Here is a 23,641-nt window from a genome sequence, read left to right on the forward strand (position 1 = left end):
AGAGAGAGGTAATTCCAATGGCTGGACCCCAGCGCCGCGGTGGCGGCGCCGGTGGCGGCGAGCGGCGGGACCGACGGGACCGGCGGGACGGTGGCGCGGCCGCCGAGAAGACCGCGTACGTCGAGCGGGTCGTCGCGATCAACCGCGTCGCCAAGGTTGTGAAGGGTGGTCGTCGCTTCAGCTTCACCGCGCTGGTCGTGGTGGGCGACGGTGACGGCACCGTGGGTGTCGGTTACGGCAAGGCCAAGGAGGTGCCGGCCGCCATCGCCAAGGGTGTGGAGGAGGCCAAGAAGCACTTCTTCAAGGTCCCCCGGATCCAGGGCACCATCCCCCACCCGATCCAGGGTGAGGAGGCCGCGGGTGTCGTGCTGCTCAAGCCGGCCTCGCCCGGTACCGGTGTGATCGCCGGTGGCCCGGTGCGCGCCGTGCTGGAGTGCGCGGGCATCCACGACGTGCTGAGCAAGTCCCTCGGCTCGTCGAACCCGATCAACATCGTGCACGCCACGGTGGCCGCTCTGCGGGGCCTGCAGCGCCCCGAGGAGATCGCCGCCCGCCGCGGCCTGCCGCTGGAGGACGTTGCTCCCGCCGCTCTGCTGCGGGCGCGGGCTGGGGTGAGCGCCTGATGGCACGCCTGAAGGTCACCCAGACCAAGTCCTACATCGGCAGCAAGCAGAACCACCGCGACACCCTGCGTTCCCTCGGCCTCAGGCGAGTGAACGACTCGGTCGTCAAGGAGGACCGTCCCGAGATCCGCGGCATGGTGCAGACCGTCCGCCACCTCGTGACGGTCGAGGAGGTCGACTGACATGGCGGAGCAGAAGCCGCTGAAGGTCCACAACCTCCGGCCCGCCCCGGGCGCCAAGACTGCCAAGACCCGCGTCGGTCGTGGTGAGGCGTCCAAGGGCAAGACCGCCGGTCGTGGCACCAAGGGCACCAAGGCCCGCTACCAGGTTCCGGAGCGCTTCGAGGGTGGGCAGATGCCGCTGCACATGCGGCTGCCCAAGCTCAAGGGCTTCAAGAACCCCTTCCGCACCGAGTACCAGGTCGTGAACCTGGACAAGCTGGCGGACCTGTACCCCGAGGGTGGCGAGGTCACCGTCGAGGGCCTGGTCGCCAAGGGTGCGGTTCGCAAGAACCAGCTCGTGAAGGTGCTGGGCAACGGAGAGATCTCCGTGGCGCTGCAGGTGACCGTGGACAAGGTCTCCGGCTCCGCCAAGGAGAAGATCACCGCTGCCGGAGGCACCGTCACCGAGCTCGTCTGAGCACGGTGAAGTGACCAACCGGGGGCGCCCAGGAACGGGCGTCCCCGGTTGGTCGTTCCATGGGGGGCACGGTCGCCGGTAAGGTGTCGTGCGTTATTGACCTCCGCAGGACCCCTCCTGCGGAATCTGAACCGTTTTATCCGTTGATCCTCACGACCGTAACCTCTCGCGTGTGACGCGGGGGGCGCAGGAGGCACCGTGCTCACCGCGTTCGCCCGGGCGTTCAAGACGCCCGACCTGCGCAAGAAGCTGCTGTTCACCCTTGGCATCATGGTGCTCTTCCGCCTCGGAGCACACATCCCCGTCCCGGGTGTCAGCTTCGAGAACGTCAACCAGTGCGTGAAGGAGGCCGAGGGCGCCGGCGCCGGCCTCTTCGGCCTGGTCAACATGTTCAGTGGTGGCGCGCTGCTGCAGCTGACCATCTTCGCGCTCGGGATCATGCCCTACATCACGGCGAGCATCATCCTGCAGCTGCTGGTGGTGGTGATCCCGAGGCTGGAGGCCCTCAAGAAGGAGGGGCAGTCCGGCCAGGCGAAGATCACGCAGTACACCCGCTACCTGACGGTGGCGCTCGGCGTGCTCCAGGCCACCGGCCTGGTGGCAACGGCCCGCAGCGGCAGCCTCTTCGCGCAGTGCACCGTCCGCGACCAGATCATCCCGGACGACTCGATCTTCACCACGATCACCATGGTGATCGTCATGACCGCCGGCACCGCGCTGATCATGTGGCTGGGTGAGCTGATCACCGACCGCGGCATCGGCAACGGCATGTCGATCCTGATGTTCGTCTCGATCGCCGCCGGCTTCCCGGGGCTGCTGTGGGCCATCAAGGTGCAGGGCAACCTGGCGGACGGCTGGATCGAGTTCGGCGTGGTGGTCCTCGCGGGTCTGGCGATGGTCGCCCTGGTGGTCTTCGTCGAGCAGGCGCAGCGCCGCATCCCCGTGCAGTACGCCAAGCGGATGATCGGCCGCCGCTCCTACGGCGGCACCTCCACCTACATCCCCCTGAAGGTGAACCAGGCGGGTGTGATCCCCGTCATCTTCGCCTCCTCCCTGCTCTACATCCCGGCACTGATCGTTCAGTTCAGCGGGTCGCAGGCGGGCTGGGCCGACTGGATCAACCGGCACCTCGTCACGGGTGACCACCCGTACTACATCATCACGTACTTCGTGCTGATCGTGTTCTTCGCCTTCTTCTACGTCGCCATCTCCTTCAACCCCGAAGAAGTTGCCGACAACATGAAGAAGTATGGTGGTTTCATCCCGGGCATCCGGGCCGGACGTCCCACCGCGGAGTACCTGAGCTACGTGCTGAACCGCATCACGTGGCCGGGTTCGCTGTACCTGGGTCTGATCGCTCTGGTGCCCACCGTCGCGCTGGTGTTGTTCAACGCGAATCAGAACTTCCCGTTCGGCGGGACCAGCATCCTGATCATCGTGGGTGTCGGTCTGGAGACCGTGAAGCAGATCGAGAGCCAGCTTCAGCAGCGCCATTACGAAGGGTTCCTCCGCTGATGCGAATCGTCCTCGTCGGACCGCCTGGCGCGGGCAAGGGCACGCAGGCCGCGTACCTGGCCGAGAACCTGTCCATTCCGCACATCTCCACGGGCGACCTGTTCCGCGCCAACATCAGCCAGGGCACCCAGCTCGGGCAGAAGGCGCAGGAGTACATGCGGGCCGGCAAGCTCGTACCCGACGAGGTCACCATCGGAATGGCCCGGGACCGGATGGAGCAGCCCGACGCCGCCGACGGCTTCCTGCTCGACGGCTTCCCGCGGAACATCGGCCAGGCCGAGGCCCTGGACGGCATCCTGCGCGAGTCCGGCACCCGGCTGAACGCCGTGCTGGACCTGGAGGTCCCCGAGGACGAGGTCGTCAAGCGGATCGCGGGACGGCGGATGTGCCGCAACGACAGCGGCCACATCTTCCACGTCGTGTACACCCCGCCGAAGACCGAGGGCGTCTGCGACATCTGCGGCGGTGAGCTCTACCAGCGCGAGGACGACCACGAGGACACCGTCCGCAAGCGCCTGGAGGTCTACCACACCGAGACCGAGCCGATCATCGACTACTACAAGGCCCAGGGCCTGGTGGTGACGATCTCGGCGCTCGGCAAGGTCTCCGAGGTCACCCGGCGCGCGATGGAGGCGCTCGGCCAGGCAGCCGGGCAGTCCGGGGCCTGACCCCGGAGGAGGAACGGCGAGAAGGCCGCGGTGCCCGGGGCGGGCACCGCGGCCGTATCGTGTAGTGAACGGCCCCGGCGGCAGCGCGCCGGGCCGGATGTGCCACAGACAACCGCGAGCTGGAAGGCGTCAGCCGTCATGGTGGAGATCAAGACCCCCGAGCAGATCGCGAAGATGCGTGCGGCCGGGCTGGTCGTCGCCGCGATGCACGCGGCCTGCCGCAGGGCCGCGGTGCCGGGCGCGACCACCAAGGACCTGGACGAGGTCGCCGCCAAGGTGCTCGCCGACCACGGGGCCAAGCCGAACTTCCTCGGCTACGGCGGCTTCCCCGGCAACATCTGCACCTCGGTGAACGACGTCGTCGTCCACGGCATCCCCGACCGGGAGACGGTGCTGGAGTCGGGCGACATCATCTCCATCGACGCGGGCGCGATCGTCGACGGCTGGCACGGGGACGCGGCGATCACCGTCTTCGTCGGCGAGGGCCACGCGCCCGAGCTGCACGAGCTGAGCCGGGTCACCGAGGAGTCGATGTGGGCCGGCATCGCGGCGATGCGCAGGGGCAACCGGCTGGTGGACATCTCCAAGGCGATCGAGGGCTACATCCGCCGCCAGCCCCGCCCGGCCTCCGGCCGCTACGGGATCATCGAGGACTACGGCGGCCACGGCATCGGCAGCCAGATGCACATGGACCCGCACCTGCTGAACTACGTCGAGCGCCGGCGCGGCAAGGGCCCGAAGCTGGTGCCGGGCATGTGCCTGGCGATCGAGCCGATGGTCAGCCTGGGCACGGCCAGGACGCACGTCCTGGAGGACGAGTGGACGGTCAAGACGGACGACGGCAGCTGGTCCTGCCACTGGGAGCACTCCGTCGCGCTGACCGAGCAGGGCCCGCTGGTGCTGACGGCCCCGGACGGCGGCCGGGCGAAGCTGGCGGAGTACGGCGTCACCACCGCACCCGACCCGCTGGACTGACGACCGGGCCTCCCGGTCGGAGGCCCCTCCCGGTCGGCGGCCTCTCCCGGAGGGCCGGGCCGTACGGCTCACCGGGCCGTACGGGGCGCGCGACCCCGGCCGCACCACCGCCTCCTCCGCGGTGAGCCGGCTGCGGATCGGCTGCGAGCCGGGTGAAGTCCCTCAGACCCGCATAAAGATCTCCCCCGATGGGCATACATCCCCGATTCGTCTTTCCCGGAGCCGTGCCGTAGACTGGCTCGTCGGTCCATGTGTGCCTGCGCGCACCCACGGGCTGACCCAGGTAGCCGATCCCGGAAGGTGAAGCGCTCAAGCATGGCCAAAAAACAAGGGGCCATCGAGATCGAGGGCACCGTCGTCGAGTCTCTCCCGAACGCGATGTTCAAGGTGGAGCTCCAGAACGGGCACCAGGTCCTCGCGCACATCAGCGGCAAGATGCGGATGCACTACATCCGTATCCTTCCCGACGACCGTGTCGTGGTGGAGCTGTCTCCCTACGACCTGACGCGCGGGCGGATCGTCTACCGCTACAAGTAGATCTCGCCCTCACTCCGCCCCGCGCGGGGTGGTGGCCTGACCCGGAGAACCTCACATCCCATGAAGGTCAAGCCGAGCGTCAAGAAGATCTGCGACAAGTGCAAGGTGATCCGCCGCCACGGCCGGGTCATGGTCATCTGCGACAACCTGCGCCACAAGCAGCGCCAGGGCTGACGCAAGACCTCCACGCCTCGCACCTCTCGCGGTTCTTCGCGCGACGCAAGCGACATACAGATACGCAGACACCCGACCCCCCGCCGTGACATCCGTTAACGCCGGTGGGGACGACACCCCCGGACGGAGGCCGGGGACCCGGCTCGTACTCGCTACGGGAACGGTGCTGCGGAAGACCTCCAACGAAACCAGGAGCCACGTTCATGGCACGCCTCGAAGGCGTCGACCTCCCGCGCGACAAGCGCGTGGAGGTCGCTCTCACCTATGTCTTCGGCATCGGCCGCACGCTCTCCCAGCAGACGCTGGCGAGCACCGGTGTGAACCCGGACACCCGCGTCCGCGACCTGACCGAGGAAGAGCTCGTCAGGATCCGTGAGTACGTCGAGGCCAACATCCGCACCGAGGGTGACCTCCGCCGCGAGATCCAGGCCGACATCCGCCGCAAGGTCGAGATCGGCAGCTACCAGGGTCTGCGCCACCGCCGCGGCCTGCCCGTCCACGGCCAGCGCACCAGCACCAACGCCCGCACCCGCAAGGGCCCGCGTCGCGCGATCGCCGGCAAGAAGAAGCCGGGCAAGAAGTAGTCCTCACCGGACACCGCCAGTGGTCCGGATCGCAGGACCGACCACCTCCATAGGAGTATTTTTCTATGCCTCCGAAGGGCCGTACGGCCGGCGCCAAGAAGGTGCGCCGCAAGGAGAAGAAGAACGTCGCCCACGGGCACGCTCACATCAAGAGCACGTTCAACAACACCATCGTTTCCATCACCGACCCCACCGGCAACGTGATTTCCTGGGCTTCCGCCGGTCACGTGGGCTTCAAGGGTTCGCGCAAGTCGACGCCGTTCGCCGCGCAGATGGCCGCCGAGTCGGCCGCCCGCCGCGCGCAGGAGCACGGCATGCGCAAGGTCGACGTGTTCGTCAAGGGTCCCGGCTCCGGCCGTGAGACCGCGATCCGCTCCCTCCAGGCCACCGGCCTCGAGGTGGGTTCGATCCAGGACGTCACCCCGACCCCGCACAACGGCTGCCGCCCGCCGAAGCGTCGCCGCGTCTGATCCGGCAGAAGTAGGAGATACACGAACATGGCGCGTTACACCGGGGCCGACTGCAAGCGTTGCCGTCGGGAGAAGCAGAAGCTCTTCCTCAAGGGAGCCAAGTGCGAGAGCGCGAAGTGCCCGATCGAGATCCGTCCTTACCCCCCGGGTGAGCACGGACGCGGGCGCACCAAGGACAGCGAGTACCTGCTGCAGAAGCGTGAGAAGCAGAAGGCCGCCCGCATCTACGGTGTCCTCGAGAAGCAGTTCCGCGGTTACTTCAACGAGGCCAACCGCAAGCAGGGCAAGACGGGTGAGAACCTGCTCCGCATTCTGGAGTCCCGTCTGGACAACGTGGTCTACCGGGCCGGCTTCGCCAAGTCCCGCGACCACGCCCGCCAGCTCGTCCGCCACGGACACATCATGGTGAACGGCCGCAAGACCGACATCCCGTCGGCCCGCGTCGCTCCCAACGACATCGTCGAGGTCCGTCCCTCCTCCCGTAACCTGACCCCCTTCCAGGTGGCGCAGGCGGAGGCCGGCGACAAGACGGTGCCCGCGTGGCTCGAGGCCATCCCGTCGAAGATGCGGATCCTCGTCCACTCGCTGCCCGAGCGCCAGGTGATCGACACCCAGGTGCAGGAGCAGCTGATCGTCGAGCTGTACTCCAAGTAATCCGGAGTACCGGCTCACGGTCACGGGCGGTGCGGCCCGCAAGGGTCGCACCGCCCGTACCCTTGCAGTAGGCAACCGGGCTCCCGCCCGGTGCTCGGCATCAAATAGCGGTTGCCGAAGACTGGAGGCACATCCCCATGCTGATCGCTCAGCGCCCCTCACTGACCGAAGAGGTCGTGGACGAGTTCCGTTCCCGGTTCGTGATCGAACCGCTGGAGCCGGGCTTCGGCTACACCCTCGGAAACTCCCTGCGTCGCACGCTCCTGTCCTCGATCCCCGGTGCTGCCGTGACCAGCATCCGGATCGACGGCGTCCTGCACGAGTTCACCACCGTGCCGGGCGTCAAGGAGGACGTCACCGACCTGATCCTCAACATCAAGAGCCTGGTCGTCTCCTCGGAGCACGACGAGCCGGTCGTGATGTACCTGCGCAAGCAGGGCCCGGGTCTGGTCACCGCCGCCGACATCGCCCCGCCGGCCGGTGTCGAGGTGCACAACCCCGACCTGGTCCTCGCCACGCTGAACGGCAAGGGGAAGCTGGAGATGGAGCTGACCGTCGAGCGCGGTCGCGGCTACGTCTCCGCCGTGCAGAACAAGCAGGCCGGCCAGGAGATCGGCCGCATCCCGGTCGACTCCATCTACTCGCCGGTCCTCAAGGTCACCTACAAGGTCGAGGCGACCCGTGTCGAGCAGCGCACCGACTTCGACAAGCTGATCGTCGACGTCGAGACCAAGGAGTCCATGCGTCCGCGTGACGCCATGGCCTCCGCCGGCAAGACCCTGGTCGAGCTGTTCGGCCTGGCCCGCGAGCTGAACGTCGACGCCGAGGGCATCGACATGGGCCCGTCCCCGACGGACGCCGCGCTCGCCGCCGACCTGGCCCTGCCGATCGAGGAGCTGGAGCTGACCGTCCGCTCCTACAACTGCCTCAAGCGCGAGGGCATCCACTCGGTGGGCGAGCTGGTGGCCCGCTCCGAGGCGGACCTGCTCGACATCCGCAACTTCGGCGCCAAGTCGATCGACGAGGTCAAGGCGAAGCTGGCCGGCATGGGCCTGACCCTCAAGGACAGCCCGCCCGGATTCGACCCGACCGCCGCCGCCGACGCCTTCGGCGCCGACGACGACGCGGACTCCGGTTTCGTCGAGACCGAGCAGTACTGACCGTCCGCCGAACGGTACTGACGTCGGCCCCGCCGGCATCCCGACCGGGCGCGGCACCCGCCGCGCCCGGTCGGCCCACGTTCTCCGGAGCGTACGACCGAGCCCGTGGCCGCGGTCGCACGCCCCGGCTCCGGCGGGCACAAGCCCGTACGGACACTGACACCGGTACCTGATACGGCCGGTGCAGACATCGAGGAGAGACAACCATGCCGAAGCCCACCAAGGGCGCCCGCCTCGGCGGCGGCGCCGCGCACGAGAAGGCCATGCTGGCGAACCTCGCCACCGCCCTCTTCGAGCACGGTCGCATCACCACCACCGAGGCCAAGGCCCGCCGCCTGCGCCCGGTGGCCGAGCGTCTGATCACCAAGGCGAAGAAGGGCGACCTTCATAACCGCCGCCAGGTGATGCGCACGATCCTCGACAAGAGCGTCGTGCACACGCTCTTCACCGAGATCGGCCCGCGCTACGAGAACCGCCCCGGCGGTTACACCCGCATCACCAAGATCGGCAACCGCCGCGGCGACAACGCGCCCATGGCGGTCATCGAGCTGGTGGAGGCCCTGACCGTGCAGCAGGAGGCCGTCGGCGAGGCCGAGGCCGCCACGAAGCGCACGGCCAAGGACGCCGCGGGCGACGAGGCCGTGAAGGACCTCAAGAAGGACGCCGCGAAGGACGAGGCAGCCGAGGCCCCGGCCGAGGAGACCGAGGCCGCGGCCGAGGCACCCGCGGAGGAGAAGTCCGAGGAGAAGAAGGACGCCTGAGGCGTTCTCCGCTCCGGGGCATCCCGAGCACACCGCGGCGGACCCGCCTCCCCCTTTCCGGGAGCGGGTCCGCCGCCGTTTACGCGCTTCACGCGCTGTACGTGCTGTACGCGCTTTTCGAGAGGATCACGGTGTGAGCGACGAGGTGGAGCCCGGACACGTACGGGTCCGGCTGGACCTGTCGTACGACGGCAGGGAGTTCTCCGGCTGGGCGCGGCAGCGCGGGCGGCGCACCGTGCAGGGTGAGCTGGAGGACGCGCTGCGGGTGGTGACCCGCTCGGAGGAGGTCTTCGAGCTGACGGTCGCCGGCCGCACCGACGCGGGCGTCCACGCCCGCGGCCAGGTGGCGCACGCCGACCTGCCCGCCGACCTGTGGGAGGCGCACCGGGAGCGGCTGCTGCGCCGGCTGGCCGGGCGGCTGCCGCACGACGTACGGGTGCACCGGATCGGCGAGGCCCCGCCCCACTTCAACGCGCGCTTCTCGGCGATCTGGCGCCGCTACGCCTACCGCGTCTGCGACCACCCGGGAGGGGTGGACCCGCTCCGGCGCGGCCATGTGCTGTGGCACGACTGGCCGCTGGACGTGGACGCCATGAACGAGGCGGCCGGGCGCCTGCTGGGGGAGCACGACTTCGCCGCCTACTGCAAGCGGCGCGAGGGCGCGACGACCATACGGACGCTCAGGGAGCTGAGCTGGCGGCGGCGCCCCGACGGCACCGTGGAGGCCCGGGTGGTCGCCGACGCCTTCTGCCACAACATGGTGCGCTCGCTGGTGGGCGCCCTGCTCTTCGTCGGCGACGGACACCGCCCTCCGACGTGGCCGGGGCAGGTGCTGGCGGCCGGGGTGCGGGACTCGGCGGTGCACGTGGTGCGGCCGCACGGGCTCATCATGGAGGAGGTCGGCTACCCGGCCGACGAGCTGCTGGCCGCGCGCAACGCCGAGGCACGCAACCGCCGCACTCTCCCGGGCGCCGACCCGACGGCGGGCGCGGTGGCCGGCTGCTGCTGAGCGGCCGCCGCCAAGGGGTCGCCGGCACCGGTGCCCCCGCCGGTTCCGTCCCGTACCCGCACCGCGCGTCCCGCCCTGCCCGCCGACCGGGTGGGGCGGTGGCGTTCGGAGCCGTTTCCGTCGGGTGAGCCTCCGGTGGCCAGCCCCTCACCGTGCGTTTCCAGCCATTCCTTTGTCAGGTCCTTGACCAGTGAACATGTGAAAAGAAAGATCCACCGGGATTTCATTCGCTTCAAAGGATCTTCACAAAGTGGGGGCGGGACGTGCGCACACGCACAGGCATGTTCGGACTGGCCCTGGTGGCCGCACTGACCTTGTCGGGCGGTGCGCCGCCCCTTGTCAGCCGGGCGGTGGCCGCGGGGTGCACCGCGGGCACCGCGTCGGACTTCAACGGCGACGGTGTCCGCGACATCGCGATCGCCGACCCCGAGGCCACGGTCTCCGGACACTCCGAAGCCGGGGCCGTCCACATCGTCTACGGCGGCGGTCAGGGAGCGGAGGAGATCTCCCAGGACACCGAGGGGATCCCGGGGGTGGCCGAGCCGGGAGACCGCTACGGCCACGCCCTGGCGACCTTCGACCAAAACGACGACGGCTGCGCAGACCTGGTCGTCGGCTCCCCTTACGAGGACATCGAGGACCAGTCCGACGCGGGATCGGCGCAGATCCTCTACGGCTCGCCCGCCGGCCTGGGCAAGGGGCCCGCCGCCCTCGACCTCCGCCAGGGCAAGGGCTCCGGCAGCATCGCCGCCTCGGCGGCCGAGGCCGGGGACTGGTTCGGATACTCCCTGGCGGCGGGCCACACCGGGCCCGGCCGTCCCTACCTGATCATCGGAGTGCCCGGCGAGGACCTGAGCGGCGGGCTGCGCGACGCCGGCAGCGTCCACTACCTGCGGGACAGCGTCAACGTCGCCTTCAACCAGAACGATGAGGGGGCGTCCGGCCCCCCGGAGAACGACGACCGGTTCGGCTATTCGATCGCCGCCTCGCCCTACCACATCGCCGTCGGCGTCCCCGGCGAGGCGATCGGCGACCGCACCTTCTCCGGCGGAGTGCAGATGCTCAGGCACGCGATCAACTCCGACGGCAACCCCACGCCGGTGGGCGGAACCCACCAGGACACACCCGGGATCAACGGAGTGGCCGAGACCGGCGACCAGTACGGAGCGGCGCTGGCCGCCGTGCAGTACCGGCCTTCGGGCTCCTCCTCGACGACCGACACCCTGGTCGTGGTGGGCATCCCCGGCGAGGACACCTCCACCGGCGAGGACGCCGGGCGGGTCGTCACTCTGAGGGTCACCCTATCCGGAGGCGTGACCCAGGTCGCCGACATCCACCAGGGCATCGCCGGCGTCACCGGCGCCGGGGAGGACGGCGACTACTTCGGGCAGCAGCTCACCGCCGTGAACACCGCACCCGGCTCGACCAGCACCGCACAGAACCTGCTGCTGGCCGTCGGCATCCCCGGTGAGGACCTCGAGACCGCCGGCGGCAAGGACTCGGGCAGTGTGCAGATCTTCCCGCTGGCCGGACCGCCCGGTGACGGCGACGTGTGGCTGGAGCAGGGCCTGCACGGGCTCCCCGGGCAGCCCGGGGTCAGGGAGTACCTGGGCACCAGCCTGTCGGCCACACCGCAGACGCTCCACGTTGGCATGCCCTATGGCCCGGAAGCCGACCGAGGTGTTCACGGCATCCTCTGGGCCAACCTGATCTCCGGCGGCACCGGCGCGGTGAGCGCCTGGCGGCCCGGCGAGGGCGGCATCCCCACCGGCGGACGCGCCTTCGGATCGGTGGTCCGGTGAGCGCGCGGCGCGGCACGGACCACGCACAGGGAAGACCCGGCGACTTCGACGGCTCCGAGGGCGAGAACGTGAACGACAGACGAACGCGGCGCCGTACGCGCCGCACCGCGACCGTCATCGGAGCGCTCACCGCGCTCCTGGCCACCGGGTGCGCGGCACTGCCCGGAGCGGGTACGGACACCGGGGCCACGGTGAGCAACGCACCGGCCGCCCCGGCGGGGAAGTCCTCCAACCGGTACGCCGACGTCCAGCAGACCGAGGAACTGGCCCAGGCCGCCGCCGAGGCGAACGGGGAGGCCGTCGAGGTGGCCGGACTTCGGCAGGAACGCCGCGAGGTCTTCGCCAACCCCGACGGCTCCTTCACCGCCTACGAGTACACCGAGCCGGTCCGCGCCTTCCGCGGTGGCGAGTGGGTGGACGTCGACGGCACCCTGGTGCGGCGTGAGGACGGCGACTGGTCGCCGAAGGCCGCCACCGTCGAGCTGGAGTTCTCCGACGGCGGGGACGGGCCGTTCGCACGGATGCGCAAGGCGGGTCGCGAGTACGCCCTGACCTGGCCCGAGGGTGAACTGCCCGCCCCGCGGATCGAGGGCGACTCCGCCACCTACCCCGACGTCCTGCCCGGCGTGGACCTGGTGGCGCGCGCCGAGGTGGACGGCCTGGGCCACCTGCTGGTCGTCAGGACGGCCGAGGCCGCGGCCAACCCCGAGCTGGCGAGCATCGACTTCGGGATGCGGACCGAGGGGCTGGAGGTCCGCGAGACCGCGGACGGATCGCTGGTGGCGGTCGACGCGGCGGTTGGCGGCACGGTCTTCGAGGCCGGGAAGCCGGTGATGTGGGACTCGGCGGACGCGGGAACCGGCACGGAGGCGGAACAGCCCGCCGCCGGCCAGACGGACCAGGCGTCCTTCACCGTCAACACCGAGGGCCCCGGCGCCCGGACGCCCGCCGAAGGCCCCGGCGGGGGCGGCCGCACCGCGCCGGTGGACGTGGAGGTGAGCGGCGACACCCTCACCCTCGTCCCGGACCAGGAGCTGCTCACCGGCGAGGACACCGTCTACCCGGTGGTCATCGACCCGATCCAGCGCACCACCTCGCGCTCGGCCTGGACATCGGTGATGTCCGGCATGCCGGGGGAGCAGGACTGGAAGTACTCCGGCAGTGCCGGCATGGGCAAGTGCCCGCTCAACTACAACCCCAGCACCTGTGACGGCATCGGTGTACGGCGCCTGCTGTTCACGATGCCCATGTCGTTCTACCGCGGCAAGCAGATCCTGAAGGCGTCCTTCTCCGCCCGGGTCAACCACGTCTACTGGGCCGACGCCCGCGCCGAACCCGTCCAGCTCTACCGGATCGGCGGCAAGAACCACACCATCACCTCCTCCAGCGACTGGTCGAACACCCAGGACGACTGGGACGACTACCTGATGACGGTGGACAAGAAGATCTCCCCCACCTCCTGCTCCAGCCAGGCCAACCTGCACTTCGAGGGCGGCGAGCTGACCAGCGAGGTGAGCGCGGCGGCCTCCGGGAGCTGGACGTCGATGTCCCTGGGGCTGAAGGCCGGGGACGAGAGCACCTACGGCGGCTGGAAGCGGATCTGCGGCAACGCATACCTGAAGATCGGCTACAACAACCCGCCCGAGCAGATCAGCACCGCGCACATGTCCTCCGACCCCGGCGGCAAGTGCGTCTGGGGCGCGGACCGCCCGTACACCAACGTGCGGCCCCAGTTCCGCACCGAGGCACGCGACCCCGACCACACCTCCTCGCGTACCGACAAGGTGAAGGTGCGCTTCAAGGTGGACTGGACGGGGGCGGACGGCACATCACGCTCCTACACCCACGACACCGTCTACAAGGCGCCCAGCGCCGGGACGGTCTTCAGCCACACCATGAGCACCCAGGTCACCGACGACCTCCAGCCGAACTCGGTGATCTACTGGTCCGCCAACGCCTACGACGGCGACGCCTGGGGCGGCTGGAGCTACGACGGCGACCCGCAGCGCTGCGAGATCGTCTACGACTCGAGCCGGCCCGGCGCCCCGGCGGTCACCTCGCAGGAGTACCCGGAGGGCGAGGTGTGGCACGACGGGGTGGGCACGGCCGGCACCTTCACCTTCGCGCCGAACACCGACGACGCGATCGACGACGGCGACGTCGTCGAGTATCGCTACACCTTCGACGGTGAAGTGCCGCGGACCGTCGCCGCCGAAATCGCGGGCGGCCCCGCCTCGGTGACCTGGACCCCGATGTCCCCCGGGCGTCGCTGGGTGACCGTCGAGGCGTTCGACCAGGCGGGCAACCCCAGCGCCTCCGCCCAGCACGAGTTCCTGGTCACCGACGGCCGCCCGGTCGCCGCGCAGTGGAACCTGGCGGACGAGGCGGACGCCGACGGCGTCCACGACGAGTCGGGCCGCTACCCGGCCACGGCGGGCAGCGCGGTGCAGTTCGGGGTGACCGGCCCCGGCGGCGAGGCCGACAGCGCCGCCAGATTCGACGGCAGCGCCGATGCCTACCTCGACTCCGAGGCCACGGTGCTGGACACCAGGGACAGCTTCAGCGTCAGTGCCTGGGTTCGCCCCACCGCGCTCGACCGGGACATGGCCGTGGTCAGCCAGGACGGCAGCGGTGAACCCGGCTTCACCCTCGGGTATGACGCCACGGCCGGCTCCTGGGCCTTCTCGATGCCGGTCAGAGATGTCTCCACACTCGGCCACTGGAAGGCCTCGGCCGGCGTCACGGTCGTCCCGGACCAGTGGGTGCTGCTCACCGGCGTCTACGACGCCCACGCCACCGGCGGTCCGCAACTGAGCGTCTATGTCAACCAGCAGCTCAAGGGGACCGCCCGGCGCGGCTCGGAGTGGACCTCCCACGGCAACCTCCAGATCGGGCGGGCCGTGGCCAAGTCCGGCTACCGCGACCACTTCACCGGCGACCTCGCCGAGGTCCGGGTCTTCGACCGGGTGCTGCCCGCGGCCCAGGTCGCCGAGCTGATGACGGTCAAGCCCGAGCGCAGGGGCTACTGGATGCTGGACACCGCCACCGACGGTGCCTCCGCCAACGTCCAGGACGGCGGCGAGCCGCTGGCACTGAACGGGAACGCGTCGGTCTACCAGCCCGCCGATCCGCTGTTCGGCGACATCGCACTGGTCGGCGACGGTCATCTGGCCCTGGACGGCGAAGGCGACTGGGCGGCCACGGCCGCGCCGCCGGTGAGCGGCGACGGCAGCTTCACCATCACCGCCCGCGCCCGGCTCACCACCGACTCCCCGGCGCAGTCGCAGACCGTGTTCTCACTGCCGGGGCAGAACACAGACCGGGTGGCGGTGCGCTACCAGGCGGCCACCGGGCAGTGGGAGATGGAGGTCTCCGAGACCGACGCGGCCGACGCGCCGACCACCGCGGTCACCGACGCGGAGCAGCTGCCGGTCAGCGGAGGCTCCGGCCAGCACCTGGCCGTGGTCTACGACGCCTTCGTCAACGAACTGCGCCTCTATGTGGAGGGCCAGCTGACCGCCACCGCACGCGATCAGGACGACACCCTGTGGCCCGCGACCGGCGGACTCCAGGTCGGCCGCTCCGCACAGGGCGGCGGCAGCGAGTACTTCGCCGGTGCGCTGGACGAGGTGCGCGTCTACGCCGGTGCGGTGGACCCCACCGGCATCAAGAGGATGCGGCAGCCCACCGCAGTGCCCGATCTGTGACCGCCCCCGGGGCACCGGCCACCGCCGGTGCCCCGCCATCCGTGCCGCCTGCCCCAATCCCCGCCTTCGGACTCGCGGAGAAGAGAATCCCCTTGAATCCCTTCAGAGGCCGCCTGCTCAGCCGCCGCATACCCAAACGCGTCGTCGGCGCCATCGTCCTGGGCCTGAACCTGGCCCTCGTCGGCACCACGGCCCAGGCCGTACCGCTCGACAAGGACACCGGTAAAGGCCTGCCCGGCGTTCAGGACTCCGCCGACCCGGCCGAGGGCCGGGACGCCAAGGCCGCGCCCCGGCCGGCCGACCCCGCGGAGAAGGCAGCGGCCACCCGGCTGGACAAGGCCGAGTGGCCGAAACCCGGCAGCGCCGAGATCGCGGTCGCCGCCGACGTGAAGACCGCCGAGCGCACCGATGTCGGCGGTCTACCGGTGACGGTCACGGCGGCCGCACAGGAGAAGCCCGGAAAGAAGGCCGCGGAGAACAAGAAGACCGGAAAGGCGGGAGCCTCCCCGGCCGAGGTCCGCATCACATCCCTGGACCGCGAGCGCGCCGCCGAACTCGACAGCGCCGTGGTGCTGGAGGTCAGCCGGACCGACGGCTCCGAGCAGCCCGGACCGGTCGAACTTTCTCTGGACTACTCGAAGTTCGCCGAGGCATACGGCGGCGGCTACGGTTCCCGGCTGCGTCTGGTGAAGCTGCCCGACTGTGCTGCGACCGCTGCCCCGGGCACCGCGGATTGCCCCGAACTGCCCGTCCCTCTGGCGTCGGACAACGACACCTCGAAGCGGACGGTCACCGCGCGCGTGGAGGCACAGCCGGTGAAGCCGGGCCTGTCCACCCAGGCGGGAGAGTCGTCCACTCTGGTCGCCCTGACCTCGGGCACCTCCTCGGACAAGGGCGACTACAAGGCGACCCCCCTGTCGCCCTCGGCGAGCTGGTCGGTGGCCAACTCCTCCGGCGGGTTCTCCTGGAACTATCCCTTCCGCACCGTCCCGACCCCCGGTGGGCTGACCCCGACCATCGGACTGGGCTACTCCTCGCAGTCCGTGGACGGGCGCACCTCGGTCACCAACAACCAGGGCTCCTGGATCGGCGACGGCTTCAGCTACGAACCCGGCTACATCGAGCGCAGCTACAAGCCCTGCGCCGACGACGGCCACAAGACCTCCGCCGAGCAGTGCTGGGCGTTCGACAACGCCACCATCATGCTCGAAGGCAGTTCCAGCCGGCTCATCAAGGACGACGACACCGGTGAGTGGCACTTCACCGGCGAGAGCGGCACCCGGGTCGAGAAACTCACCGGTGCCACCAACGGCGACGACAATGGCGAGCACTGGCGGGTCACCACCACCGACGGCACCGAGTACTACTTCGGTCTGAACCGGCTGCCGGGCTGGACCTCCGGCAAGGAGGAGACCGATTCAGCCTGGACCGTTCCCGTCTTCGGCGACGACTCCGGTGAGCCCTGCCACGACGCCACCTTCTCCAAGGCGCACTGCAAGCAGGCATGGCGGTGGAACCTCGACCACGTCAAGGACACCCACGGCAACGTCATGTCGTACTTCTACGGGGCGGAGACCAACCACTACGCCCTGAACGGCAAGACGGACACCGACGGCACCGCGTACCACCGCGGCGGCTATCTCAAGCGCATCGACTACGGACAGCGCCACGGCCAGGTGTACGCGGCCAAGGCCCCGGCCCGGGTGAAGTTCACCGTCGCCGAGCGCTGCCTGCCCACCGACACCTTCAACTGCGCCGCGAGCAAGCGCACCCCGGCCAACGCCGCCCACTGGCCCGACACCCCGGTCGACCTGGAGTGCAAGGCCGGCACCCACTGCGAGGCCGGTCAGGTCTCGCCCTCGTTCTGGACCACCAAGCGGTTGACCGGCGTCACCACCCAGATGCGCACCGGCGCCGACACCTACGAGGACGTCGACGCCTGGACGCTCACCCACCGTTTCCTCGACAACGGCGACGACTCCAAGACGCTGTGGCTGTCGAAGATCGGCCACGAGGGCCGGGTCGGCGACGACCACATCGCGATGCCCTCGGTGGACCTGCACGGCATCCAGCTGGAGAACCGGGTGGACGCCGACGGCGACAACATCGACGCCTTCCACCGCCACCGCCTGGCCTCCGTGCTGAGCGAGACCGGCGCCCAGCTCGAAGTCAACTACGCCCCCACCGACTGCACCGCCGGAGCCCTGCCCACTCCGGGGAAGTCCACCAAGCGCTGCTACCCGGTCAAATGGGCGCCGCCGGGCCACATCGAGCCGATCACCGACTGGTTCCACAAGTACGTCGTCGCCGAGATCGTCGAGACCGACCGCACCGGCGGCGGCGACGACCTCGTCACCCGTTACGCCTACCAGGGCCCGGCCGCCTGGCGGCACGCCGAGCCCGACGGCATCACCGACGAGAAGTTCCTCACCTGGGGCCAGTGGCAGGGCTACGGCAAGGTCGCCGTCACCAGCGGTGACGGCGAGACCACCTCGACGCGGATCGACTACACGTACCTGCGGGGCATGCACGGTGACAAGGACCCCGACGGCGGCACCCGCTCGGTGACGGTCACCGACTCCACCGGCAAGAGCTACACCGACCACAAGGAGTACACCGGCTTCGAGCTGGAGGCGGCGACCTACGACGGGGACACGGTCGTCTCCAAGGTCGTCAACGAGCCCTGGAAGCACGACACCGCCGTCCAGACCAAGCCTTGGGCCACCACCAAGGCCACCATCACCAAGCCGGTCACCACCCGCGGCTACAGCCTGCTGTCCGACGGCACCTGGCGGAAGACCAAGTCCGTCTCCACCTACGACACCGACACCGACACCGGTCGCCTGATCAAGACCGACGACTCCGGGGACCTGGCCACCACCGACGACGACCGCTGCACCCGTCTGTGGTACGCCGACAACTCCGCGAAGAACATCTACGAGCTGCCCTCACGCAGCGAGGCCGTCTCCATCGCCTGCTCGGCCACTCCCGACCGGACCACCCAGGTCATCGCTGATGAGCGCACCCACTACGATGGCGGCGACTTCGGTGAAGCGCCCACCAAGGGCGACGCCACCAGGACCGAACGGCTGACCTCGCACGACGGCACCACCGGCACCTACCAGGTCACCGGCACCACCACCTACGACGCCTTCGGACGCCCCACCGCACAGACCGACGCGGTCGGCGCGACCGTGCGCACCGAGTACACCGACGTCAACGGTCTGATCTCGCAGACCGAGGTCACCAACGCGCTCGGTCACGTCACCACCACTGACTACGCCCCAGCCTGGGGGCAGTCGACGGGTCAGACCGACCCCAACGGCAAGCGCACCGACCTGGCCCACGACGCTCTGGGACGGCTGACCTCGGTCTGGATGCCGGACCGGAGCAAGACCCAGACACCGAGCATCAAGTACTCCTATACCGTCCGCAAGGACAAGGTCGTCGCGGTCAAGACAGAGAAGGTCGAGATCAGCGGTGAGTACGGCACGGAGTACGAGCTGTATGACAGCCTGCTGCGCCCGCGCCAGAAGCAGACCGAGGGACCGGACGGCTCCCGCATGGTTGCCGACACCTTCTACGACGGCACCGGGAAGATCAAGAAGGCCAACGCCACCTACAACGCGATCGGCGCGCCCTCGGACGAACTGCTGATCGTCAGCGATCGCCAGGTCGGGGCACAGACCCTGACCGAGTACGACGGCCTGGGCCGCGCCACGGCACAGATCCTCGCGGTCACGGGCGTCGAACAATGGCGGACGACCACCGCCTACGACGGCGAGCGCACCCATGTCGACCCGCCCAAGGGTGGAGTGCCCACCACTACCACCACCGACGCCGCCGGGCAGATGACGGAGCTGCGCCATTACCACGGCGACGCCCCGAACCCCGACGGCACTGCCGGTCCCGGCAACGGCTACGACGCGACGAAGTACACCTACACCCCGGCCGGACAGCTGAAGACGGTCACCGATGCCCAGGGCAACACCTGGCGGTACGAGTACGACCAGATGGGCCGCAAGGTCAAGAGCATCGACCCCGACAGCGGTGCCTCCACCACCACCTACGACGCCGCCGACCGGCCGGTGTCAACGATGGACGCGCGCGGCAAGGTCGTCTCCACCGTCTACGACAAGCTGGGGCGGGCCACCTCCACCTGGGAGGGGCAGCCCGGGTTGGGCACCAAGCTCACCGAGACCCGGTACGACAAAACGGGCTGGCTGGGCCACGCCTATGCCTCGCTCCGCTATGTGAACGGCGGCAGCCAGTACTTCGCCATGGTCACTCAGGACATGGACGAGTACTACCGTCCGCTGCGCACGGCCTACTCGGTGCCGTCCTCCGAAGGCGCGCTGGCGGGCATCTACACCTTCACCTCCACCTACAACCGGGACGGCACACTCGACGGTCAGGGACTACCCGCCGCGGGCGGCCTCGGTTCGGAGTCGATCACCTTCGGCTACGACGAACTGCAGCGTCCGGTGTCCATGACAAGTGACACCCCCTACGTCACCAGCGCCGTCTATTCCGCCACCAGCCTGCTCCAGCAGCTCCACCTGTCCAATGGCAGCGGCAAGCACGTCCGGCAGGCCTTCCAGTACGAGAAGGGGACCGACCGGCTGACCCGCTCGGTGGTCGACATCGAGGGCGCCGCGGGACCGGCCAAGGCGTCCAACTACTCCTACGACCAGGCGGGCAACGTCCTGTCGATCTCCGACACCTCGGGCGCCTCTCCTGACGTGCAGTGCTTTGCCTACGACACCGGGCAGCGCCTGGCCGAGGCCTGGACCCCGGCGGCGAGCCCCGAGCAGGCGGTCGCCGCCGGCACGGTCGGCGGCACCCAGAACGGCTCGTCCCCGGAGGCGTGCAACACCTCTCCAGGGCAGAGCGCGCTGGGCGGCCCGGCACCGTACTGGAAGTCGTACACCGTCGACGCCATCGGCAACCGCACCAAGGAGGTCATCCACGACACCGGCCTGGACGAGGCCAAGGACGTCACCCGCACCTACACCTACGGCGAGGGCGACGCCGGATCGCACGCGGTCACCAAGGTCGTGGAGAACACCCCGACCGGCGACCGCCGGTCCACCTACGCCTACGACGCTTCCGGCAACACCACCGAGCGCGTCCTGGGCGGTGACACCCAGACCCTGCACTGGGACGCCGAGGGTCAGCTGACCAGGACCGTCGAGGCGGACGGCAAGGAGGCCACCTATCTCTACGACGCCGGCGGCAACCGCGTCATCCGGCGCGACGCCACCGCCACCACGGTCTACCTGCCGGGCATGGAACTGCGCCTGCCCAAGGGCGGCAGCGAGGTGGAGGCCACCCGCTACTACTCCTTCGCCGGTCAGACCATCGCCGTCCGCACCGACGACGGCAAGTTGTCCTTCCTCGCCTCCGATCACCACGGCACCGGCGAGCTGGCCATCGACGCCGCCACCGGCACGGTCGCCCAGCGCCGCTTCGACCCCTACGGCGTTGAGCGCGGCCAGGCGAGCGGCACCTGGCCGGGCGAGAAGGGCTTCGTCGGCGGCACGATCGACGCCCAGACCGGGCTGACGAGCATCGGGGCGCGCGAGTACGACTCGTCGCTGGGCAAGTTCATCTCGGTCGATCCGATCATCGACTACACCCAGCCCCAGCAGATCAACGGCTACGCCTACGCCAACAACAGCCCGGTCACGTTTTCCGATCCAAGCGGCCTGTATCTCGGTCCGCCTCCCAACCTGGTCATCCGCCAAGCGCAGCTCAGGCTCCAGGACCAAGGAGCCACCGAGGCCCAGAACAATCTCAGCCAGGCGCAGGGAAATTACAACTCAGCTAAACAACAGATCAAGAAGGCGGTCGGTCAGCTTATAGAGATCGCCCGGGTTGAGTTGGGTGTCGATGCGGCGCTGGACTGTTTCGCCAGCGGGGATGTAGGCGCATGCGGCGAGACGGCTCTGAACGTCGCCAGCACATTTGCGGGAGGGCTGGCCGGCAAGCTCATCACCAAGTACGCCTGGAAGCCGATAAAGGGTTACGAGCTGGCCAAGCGGACCTGGGGGCTGCTGGGAGACCTGGTCAGCGGCGCCAAGGGAATGTGGAAGTACTCCAAGGCCGTCAGAAAGGCCGAGGACGCCCTCGCCGCTGCCAGGAAGAAGGCGGCGAACTTCAAGAAAAAGAAAAAGGAAGACGAGTGCCATAGCTTCCTGCCCGGAACGGGCGTGCTGCTTGCCGATGGTACGAGAAAGCCGATTGAGGACGTTGAGATCGGTGACAAGGTAGCCGTCACTGATCCGGAGACCGGCGAGACGGTTGCTCGTGAGGTCGTCGGCACCATCGTCACCGAGGACGACAAGCACTTCGCTGACCTGGCCATCACTGTCGGCGGCAGCGGGGAGCCCGCAGCTCTTGTCTCCACCACCACCCACCCCTTCTGGGTGGAGTCCGAGCAGGAGTGGATCGAGGCCGGTGACCTCAAGCCGGGCATGAAGCTCCGCACCCCGGACGGCGACACCGTCACGCTCACCGGTACCCGCCACTTCGAGAAGCGCCAGCGCACCCACGACCTCACGATCAGCGGCATCCACACCTACTATGTGCTGGCGGGGGCTACGCCGGTCCTCGTTCACAATTGCGGCGAGGTGGCAGTCGACACGAATGCGGTGACGGATGCCCTCTCGGGTGCAAAGACCGCTGAAGTGGATGCCGCTTTGGCGGGACGCGCCCCGGTGCTTTCGCCAACTGCTCATCGTGAACTACTCGAAGGTGGACATTCGGAAGGTGCTATTGGTAGTTGGTTGTCGGAGCGGGGAGGGCGCATTGGGCCAGCTTCCACCAGCGAAGGCGTTGCTTCACTCCAAGCTCGCCTCAGGGGCATGTGGAAGGGGAAATCCTTCAGGCCGATGATTGCCGACGACGACGCTTCGGTCTTGCACTCTGCAATACAGGATGGATTGCCGATCATTACAAATGACAAGAGATTCTATAAGAATATCGAAAGGCTTGGGTATTCGAGTGAGCGATATTAGTTGATCACATTTTTCGAGGTGCCCCGCGCTTTCTTTCTTGCGGGGCACCCGGGCGAGTTAATCGGGTTGGTGGAAGGTGGCTATGGGTGAGGACGAGCTTGGGGAGATCGAGGAGTTGTGCTCCGCCGCTACTCCGGCGCCTTGGTTCGTTAGGACCTTGGATGATGACTCCGCCATGAATCTTGTGGCGGTGAGCACGGTTCCTGACACTGGCACTGCCGAGAGGTGGCCGAATTTTGATCATCGAGACATGATTGCCGCAACTTTGGTTCAGCATCCGCGATATGTCGATTCCGGTGATGAACGCTGGGACGAGAACGCGGCCTTCATTGCAATGGCGCGGGAGGCTGTGCCGCGCCTTGTGGAAGAGGTTAGGCGTCTCCAGGGCCTGCTTGAAGGCGAGGGGAGTAGTCAATAATGGAATATTCGGGCTGCCTGGTTACTGAACGCTTCTCATCCTGAGCGCCAGGCGATCTCGATGGCGTGAACGGCGGCGACCGTGCGACCGATGCGGTTGGTGCTGCACCGGGCCTTGCGGAGGATCCGCCATTGCTTGAGGCGGGCGAAGGCGCGTTCGCCCGGGGCGCGCAGCCGGGCGTGGTCGCGGTTGTACTGCTGGTAGTGCTCGGGCAGGTCGCGATGACCGTAGTAGGGGGTGCGGACGGTCGCGCCGGCGCCCTGGTAGGCGCGGTCGGCCAGGACGAGGAGCTGACGGGACAGGCAGGCTTGGATCACACCGTGGGCGCGGGCTGCGGTCAGGTCGTGCGTGCGGCCCGGTGTCGCGCGGGAGAACCAGAGCGGGGTGCCGTCCGGGCGGGCGATGACCTGCACGTTCATCCCGTGGCGGCGGTGCTTCTGCGAGTAGTACGGCTCGTCCGCCGCGATGCGGTTGGTAGTGATCAAAGTGCCGTCGAGGATGACGAACCCCTCCGGCGGCAGCTCGCGCAGGGCCTCGTGCAGGCTCGGGGCGCGCTCGGCGAGGAGGTCGACCGTTTCGCTCACGTACCGGCCGGCGGTGGCGGTGGAGATGCCGAACCCCGCTGCGGCCTGGGCCAGGGTCTCGTTCTTGCGCAGGTGCACCAGGACCAGCAGGGCCTGGCGGAAGCAGCCCAGCTTCCGCCAGCGGGAGTTCAGCTCACGCCTTCGGGCGTAGATGAGCCAGGAAACGTGCTCCACGACTTCGTGGGGGACGTCGAGCATGGCACGATACGGGACCAACAGGGCTCCTGTGTCGAGACGTTGGCGAGTGAGATCACCAGCCGCAACGACCAGGAGCCCTGCCGCGTTACGGCCCCCCGACCACCAGCCGCCATCACCCACGAACCACAGGATGAGAAGCGTTCA

At 68.9% G+C, this 23,641-nt stretch carries 19 protein-coding genes; 18 read left to right on the forward strand and 1 reads right to left on the reverse strand.

Features of this window, described 5'->3' with window-relative positions:
* Window positions 1-17 precede the first annotated feature (17 nt).
* From rpsE to CUT83_RS08665, 18 genes are all read left to right on the forward strand, one after another.
* Entirely contained in the window at window positions 18-623 is a 606-nt protein-coding gene (gene rpsE / locus CUT83_RS08580; RefSeq protein WP_093660621.1) for a 30S ribosomal protein S5, read from the forward strand.
* The gene (rpmD, locus tag CUT83_RS08585) at window positions 623-805 is read left to right on the forward strand and encodes a 50S ribosomal protein L30 (RefSeq protein ID WP_093660623.1); all 183 of its coding nucleotides are present in this window, start codon (window positions 623-625) and stop codon (window positions 803-805) included. Before rpsE ends, rpmD begins: the two co-directional genes overlap by 1 nt.
* A 1-nt stretch (window position 806) precedes the next feature.
* Entirely contained in the window at window positions 807-1,262 is a 456-nt protein-coding gene (gene rplO / locus CUT83_RS08590) for a 50S ribosomal protein L15 (RefSeq protein WP_093851448.1), read from the forward strand.
* 198 nt (window positions 1,263-1,460) lie between these two features.
* The gene (gene secY, locus CUT83_RS08595) at window positions 1,461-2,777 is read left to right on the forward strand and encodes a preprotein translocase subunit SecY (RefSeq protein ID WP_093851447.1); all 1,317 of its coding nucleotides are present in this window, start codon (window positions 1,461-1,463) and stop codon (window positions 2,775-2,777) included.
* Window positions 2,777-3,445 carry an adenylate kinase gene (locus tag CUT83_RS08600; RefSeq protein ID WP_101255281.1) on the forward strand — a complete coding sequence of 223 codons (669 nt, stop codon included), beginning with the start codon at window positions 2,777-2,779 and terminating at the stop codon, window positions 3,443-3,445. Before secY ends, CUT83_RS08600 begins: the two co-directional genes overlap by 1 nt.
* Window positions 3,446-3,583: 138 nt before the next feature.
* Complete coding sequence (map, locus tag CUT83_RS08605) at window positions 3,584-4,420, forward strand: type I methionyl aminopeptidase (RefSeq protein ID WP_101255282.1); 837 nt, start codon at window positions 3,584-3,586, stop codon at window positions 4,418-4,420.
* Between the two features lie 315 nt (window positions 4,421-4,735).
* Window positions 4,736-4,957 carry a translation initiation factor IF-1 gene (gene infA, locus CUT83_RS08610; RefSeq protein WP_003948620.1) on the forward strand — a complete coding sequence of 74 codons (222 nt, stop codon included), beginning with the start codon at window positions 4,736-4,738 and terminating at the stop codon, window positions 4,955-4,957.
* Window positions 4,958-5,017: 60 nt separating this feature from the next.
* Window positions 5,018-5,131 (forward strand): 50S ribosomal protein L36, encoded by a 114-nt coding sequence (rpmJ, locus tag CUT83_RS08615; RefSeq protein ID WP_003956441.1) that lies wholly within the window; start codon window positions 5,018-5,020, stop codon window positions 5,129-5,131.
* Window positions 5,132-5,334: 203 nt separating this feature from the next.
* Window positions 5,335-5,715 carry a 30S ribosomal protein S13 gene (gene rpsM / locus CUT83_RS08620; RefSeq protein WP_093851444.1) on the forward strand — a complete coding sequence of 127 codons (381 nt, stop codon included), beginning with the start codon at window positions 5,335-5,337 and terminating at the stop codon, window positions 5,713-5,715.
* A gap of 65 nt (window positions 5,716-5,780) precedes the next feature.
* Window positions 5,781-6,185, forward strand: coding sequence for a 30S ribosomal protein S11 (rpsK, locus tag CUT83_RS08625; RefSeq protein WP_004571845.1), 405 nt, complete (start codon window positions 5,781-5,783; stop codon window positions 6,183-6,185).
* A gap of 27 nt (window positions 6,186-6,212) precedes the next feature.
* Entirely contained in the window at window positions 6,213-6,839 is a 627-nt protein-coding gene (gene rpsD / locus CUT83_RS08630; protein ID WP_093851443.1) for a 30S ribosomal protein S4, read from the forward strand.
* 137 nt (window positions 6,840-6,976) lie between these two features.
* Complete coding sequence (locus CUT83_RS08635; RefSeq protein ID WP_093660637.1) at window positions 6,977-7,999, forward strand: DNA-directed RNA polymerase subunit alpha; 1,023 nt, start codon at window positions 6,977-6,979, stop codon at window positions 7,997-7,999.
* Between the two features lie 206 nt (window positions 8,000-8,205).
* A complete protein-coding gene (gene rplQ, locus CUT83_RS08640) occupies window positions 8,206-8,760 on the forward strand; it encodes a 50S ribosomal protein L17 (RefSeq protein WP_093851441.1) in 555 nt (184 codons plus the stop codon).
* A gap of 133 nt (window positions 8,761-8,893) precedes the next feature.
* Window positions 8,894-9,769 (forward strand): tRNA pseudouridine(38-40) synthase TruA, encoded by an 876-nt coding sequence (gene truA / locus CUT83_RS08645; protein ID WP_101255283.1) that lies wholly within the window; start codon window positions 8,894-8,896, stop codon window positions 9,767-9,769.
* Between the two features lie 263 nt (window positions 9,770-10,032).
* The gene (locus tag CUT83_RS08650; protein WP_240958045.1) at window positions 10,033-11,571 is read left to right on the forward strand and encodes an FG-GAP repeat domain-containing protein; all 1,539 of its coding nucleotides are present in this window, start codon (window positions 10,033-10,035) and stop codon (window positions 11,569-11,571) included.
* Window positions 11,568-15,278 carry a LamG domain-containing protein gene (locus CUT83_RS08655; protein ID WP_101255284.1) on the forward strand — a complete coding sequence of 1,237 codons (3,711 nt, stop codon included), beginning with the start codon at window positions 11,568-11,570 and terminating at the stop codon, window positions 15,276-15,278. The genes CUT83_RS08650 and CUT83_RS08655 overlap by 4 nt, the downstream gene beginning before the upstream one ends.
* Before the next feature lie 92 nt (window positions 15,279-15,370).
* On the forward strand, window positions 15,371-22,297 hold the full coding sequence (locus CUT83_RS08660) for an RHS repeat-associated core domain-containing protein (RefSeq protein ID WP_240958044.1): 6,927 nt from the start codon (window positions 15,371-15,373) through the stop codon (window positions 22,295-22,297).
* A gap of 82 nt (window positions 22,298-22,379) precedes the next feature.
* Window positions 22,380-22,715 carry a hypothetical protein gene (locus CUT83_RS08665; protein WP_101255285.1) on the forward strand — a complete coding sequence of 112 codons (336 nt, stop codon included), beginning with the start codon at window positions 22,380-22,382 and terminating at the stop codon, window positions 22,713-22,715.
* Between the two features lie 35 nt (window positions 22,716-22,750).
* Here CUT83_RS08665 and CUT83_RS08670 read toward each other — a convergent pair whose 3' ends face one another.
* Window positions 22,751-23,497 carry a transposase family protein gene (locus CUT83_RS08670; protein ID WP_101254054.1) on the reverse strand — a complete coding sequence of 249 codons (747 nt, stop codon included), beginning with the start codon at window positions 23,495-23,497 and terminating at the stop codon, window positions 22,751-22,753.
* Between the last annotated feature and the right edge of the window lie 144 nt (window positions 23,498-23,641).

It is taken from the genome of Streptomyces barkulensis (genome assembly GCF_002843305.1).
GTDB classification, from domain to species: Bacteria; Actinomycetota; Actinomycetes; order Streptomycetales; family Streptomycetaceae; genus Streptomyces; species Streptomyces barkulensis.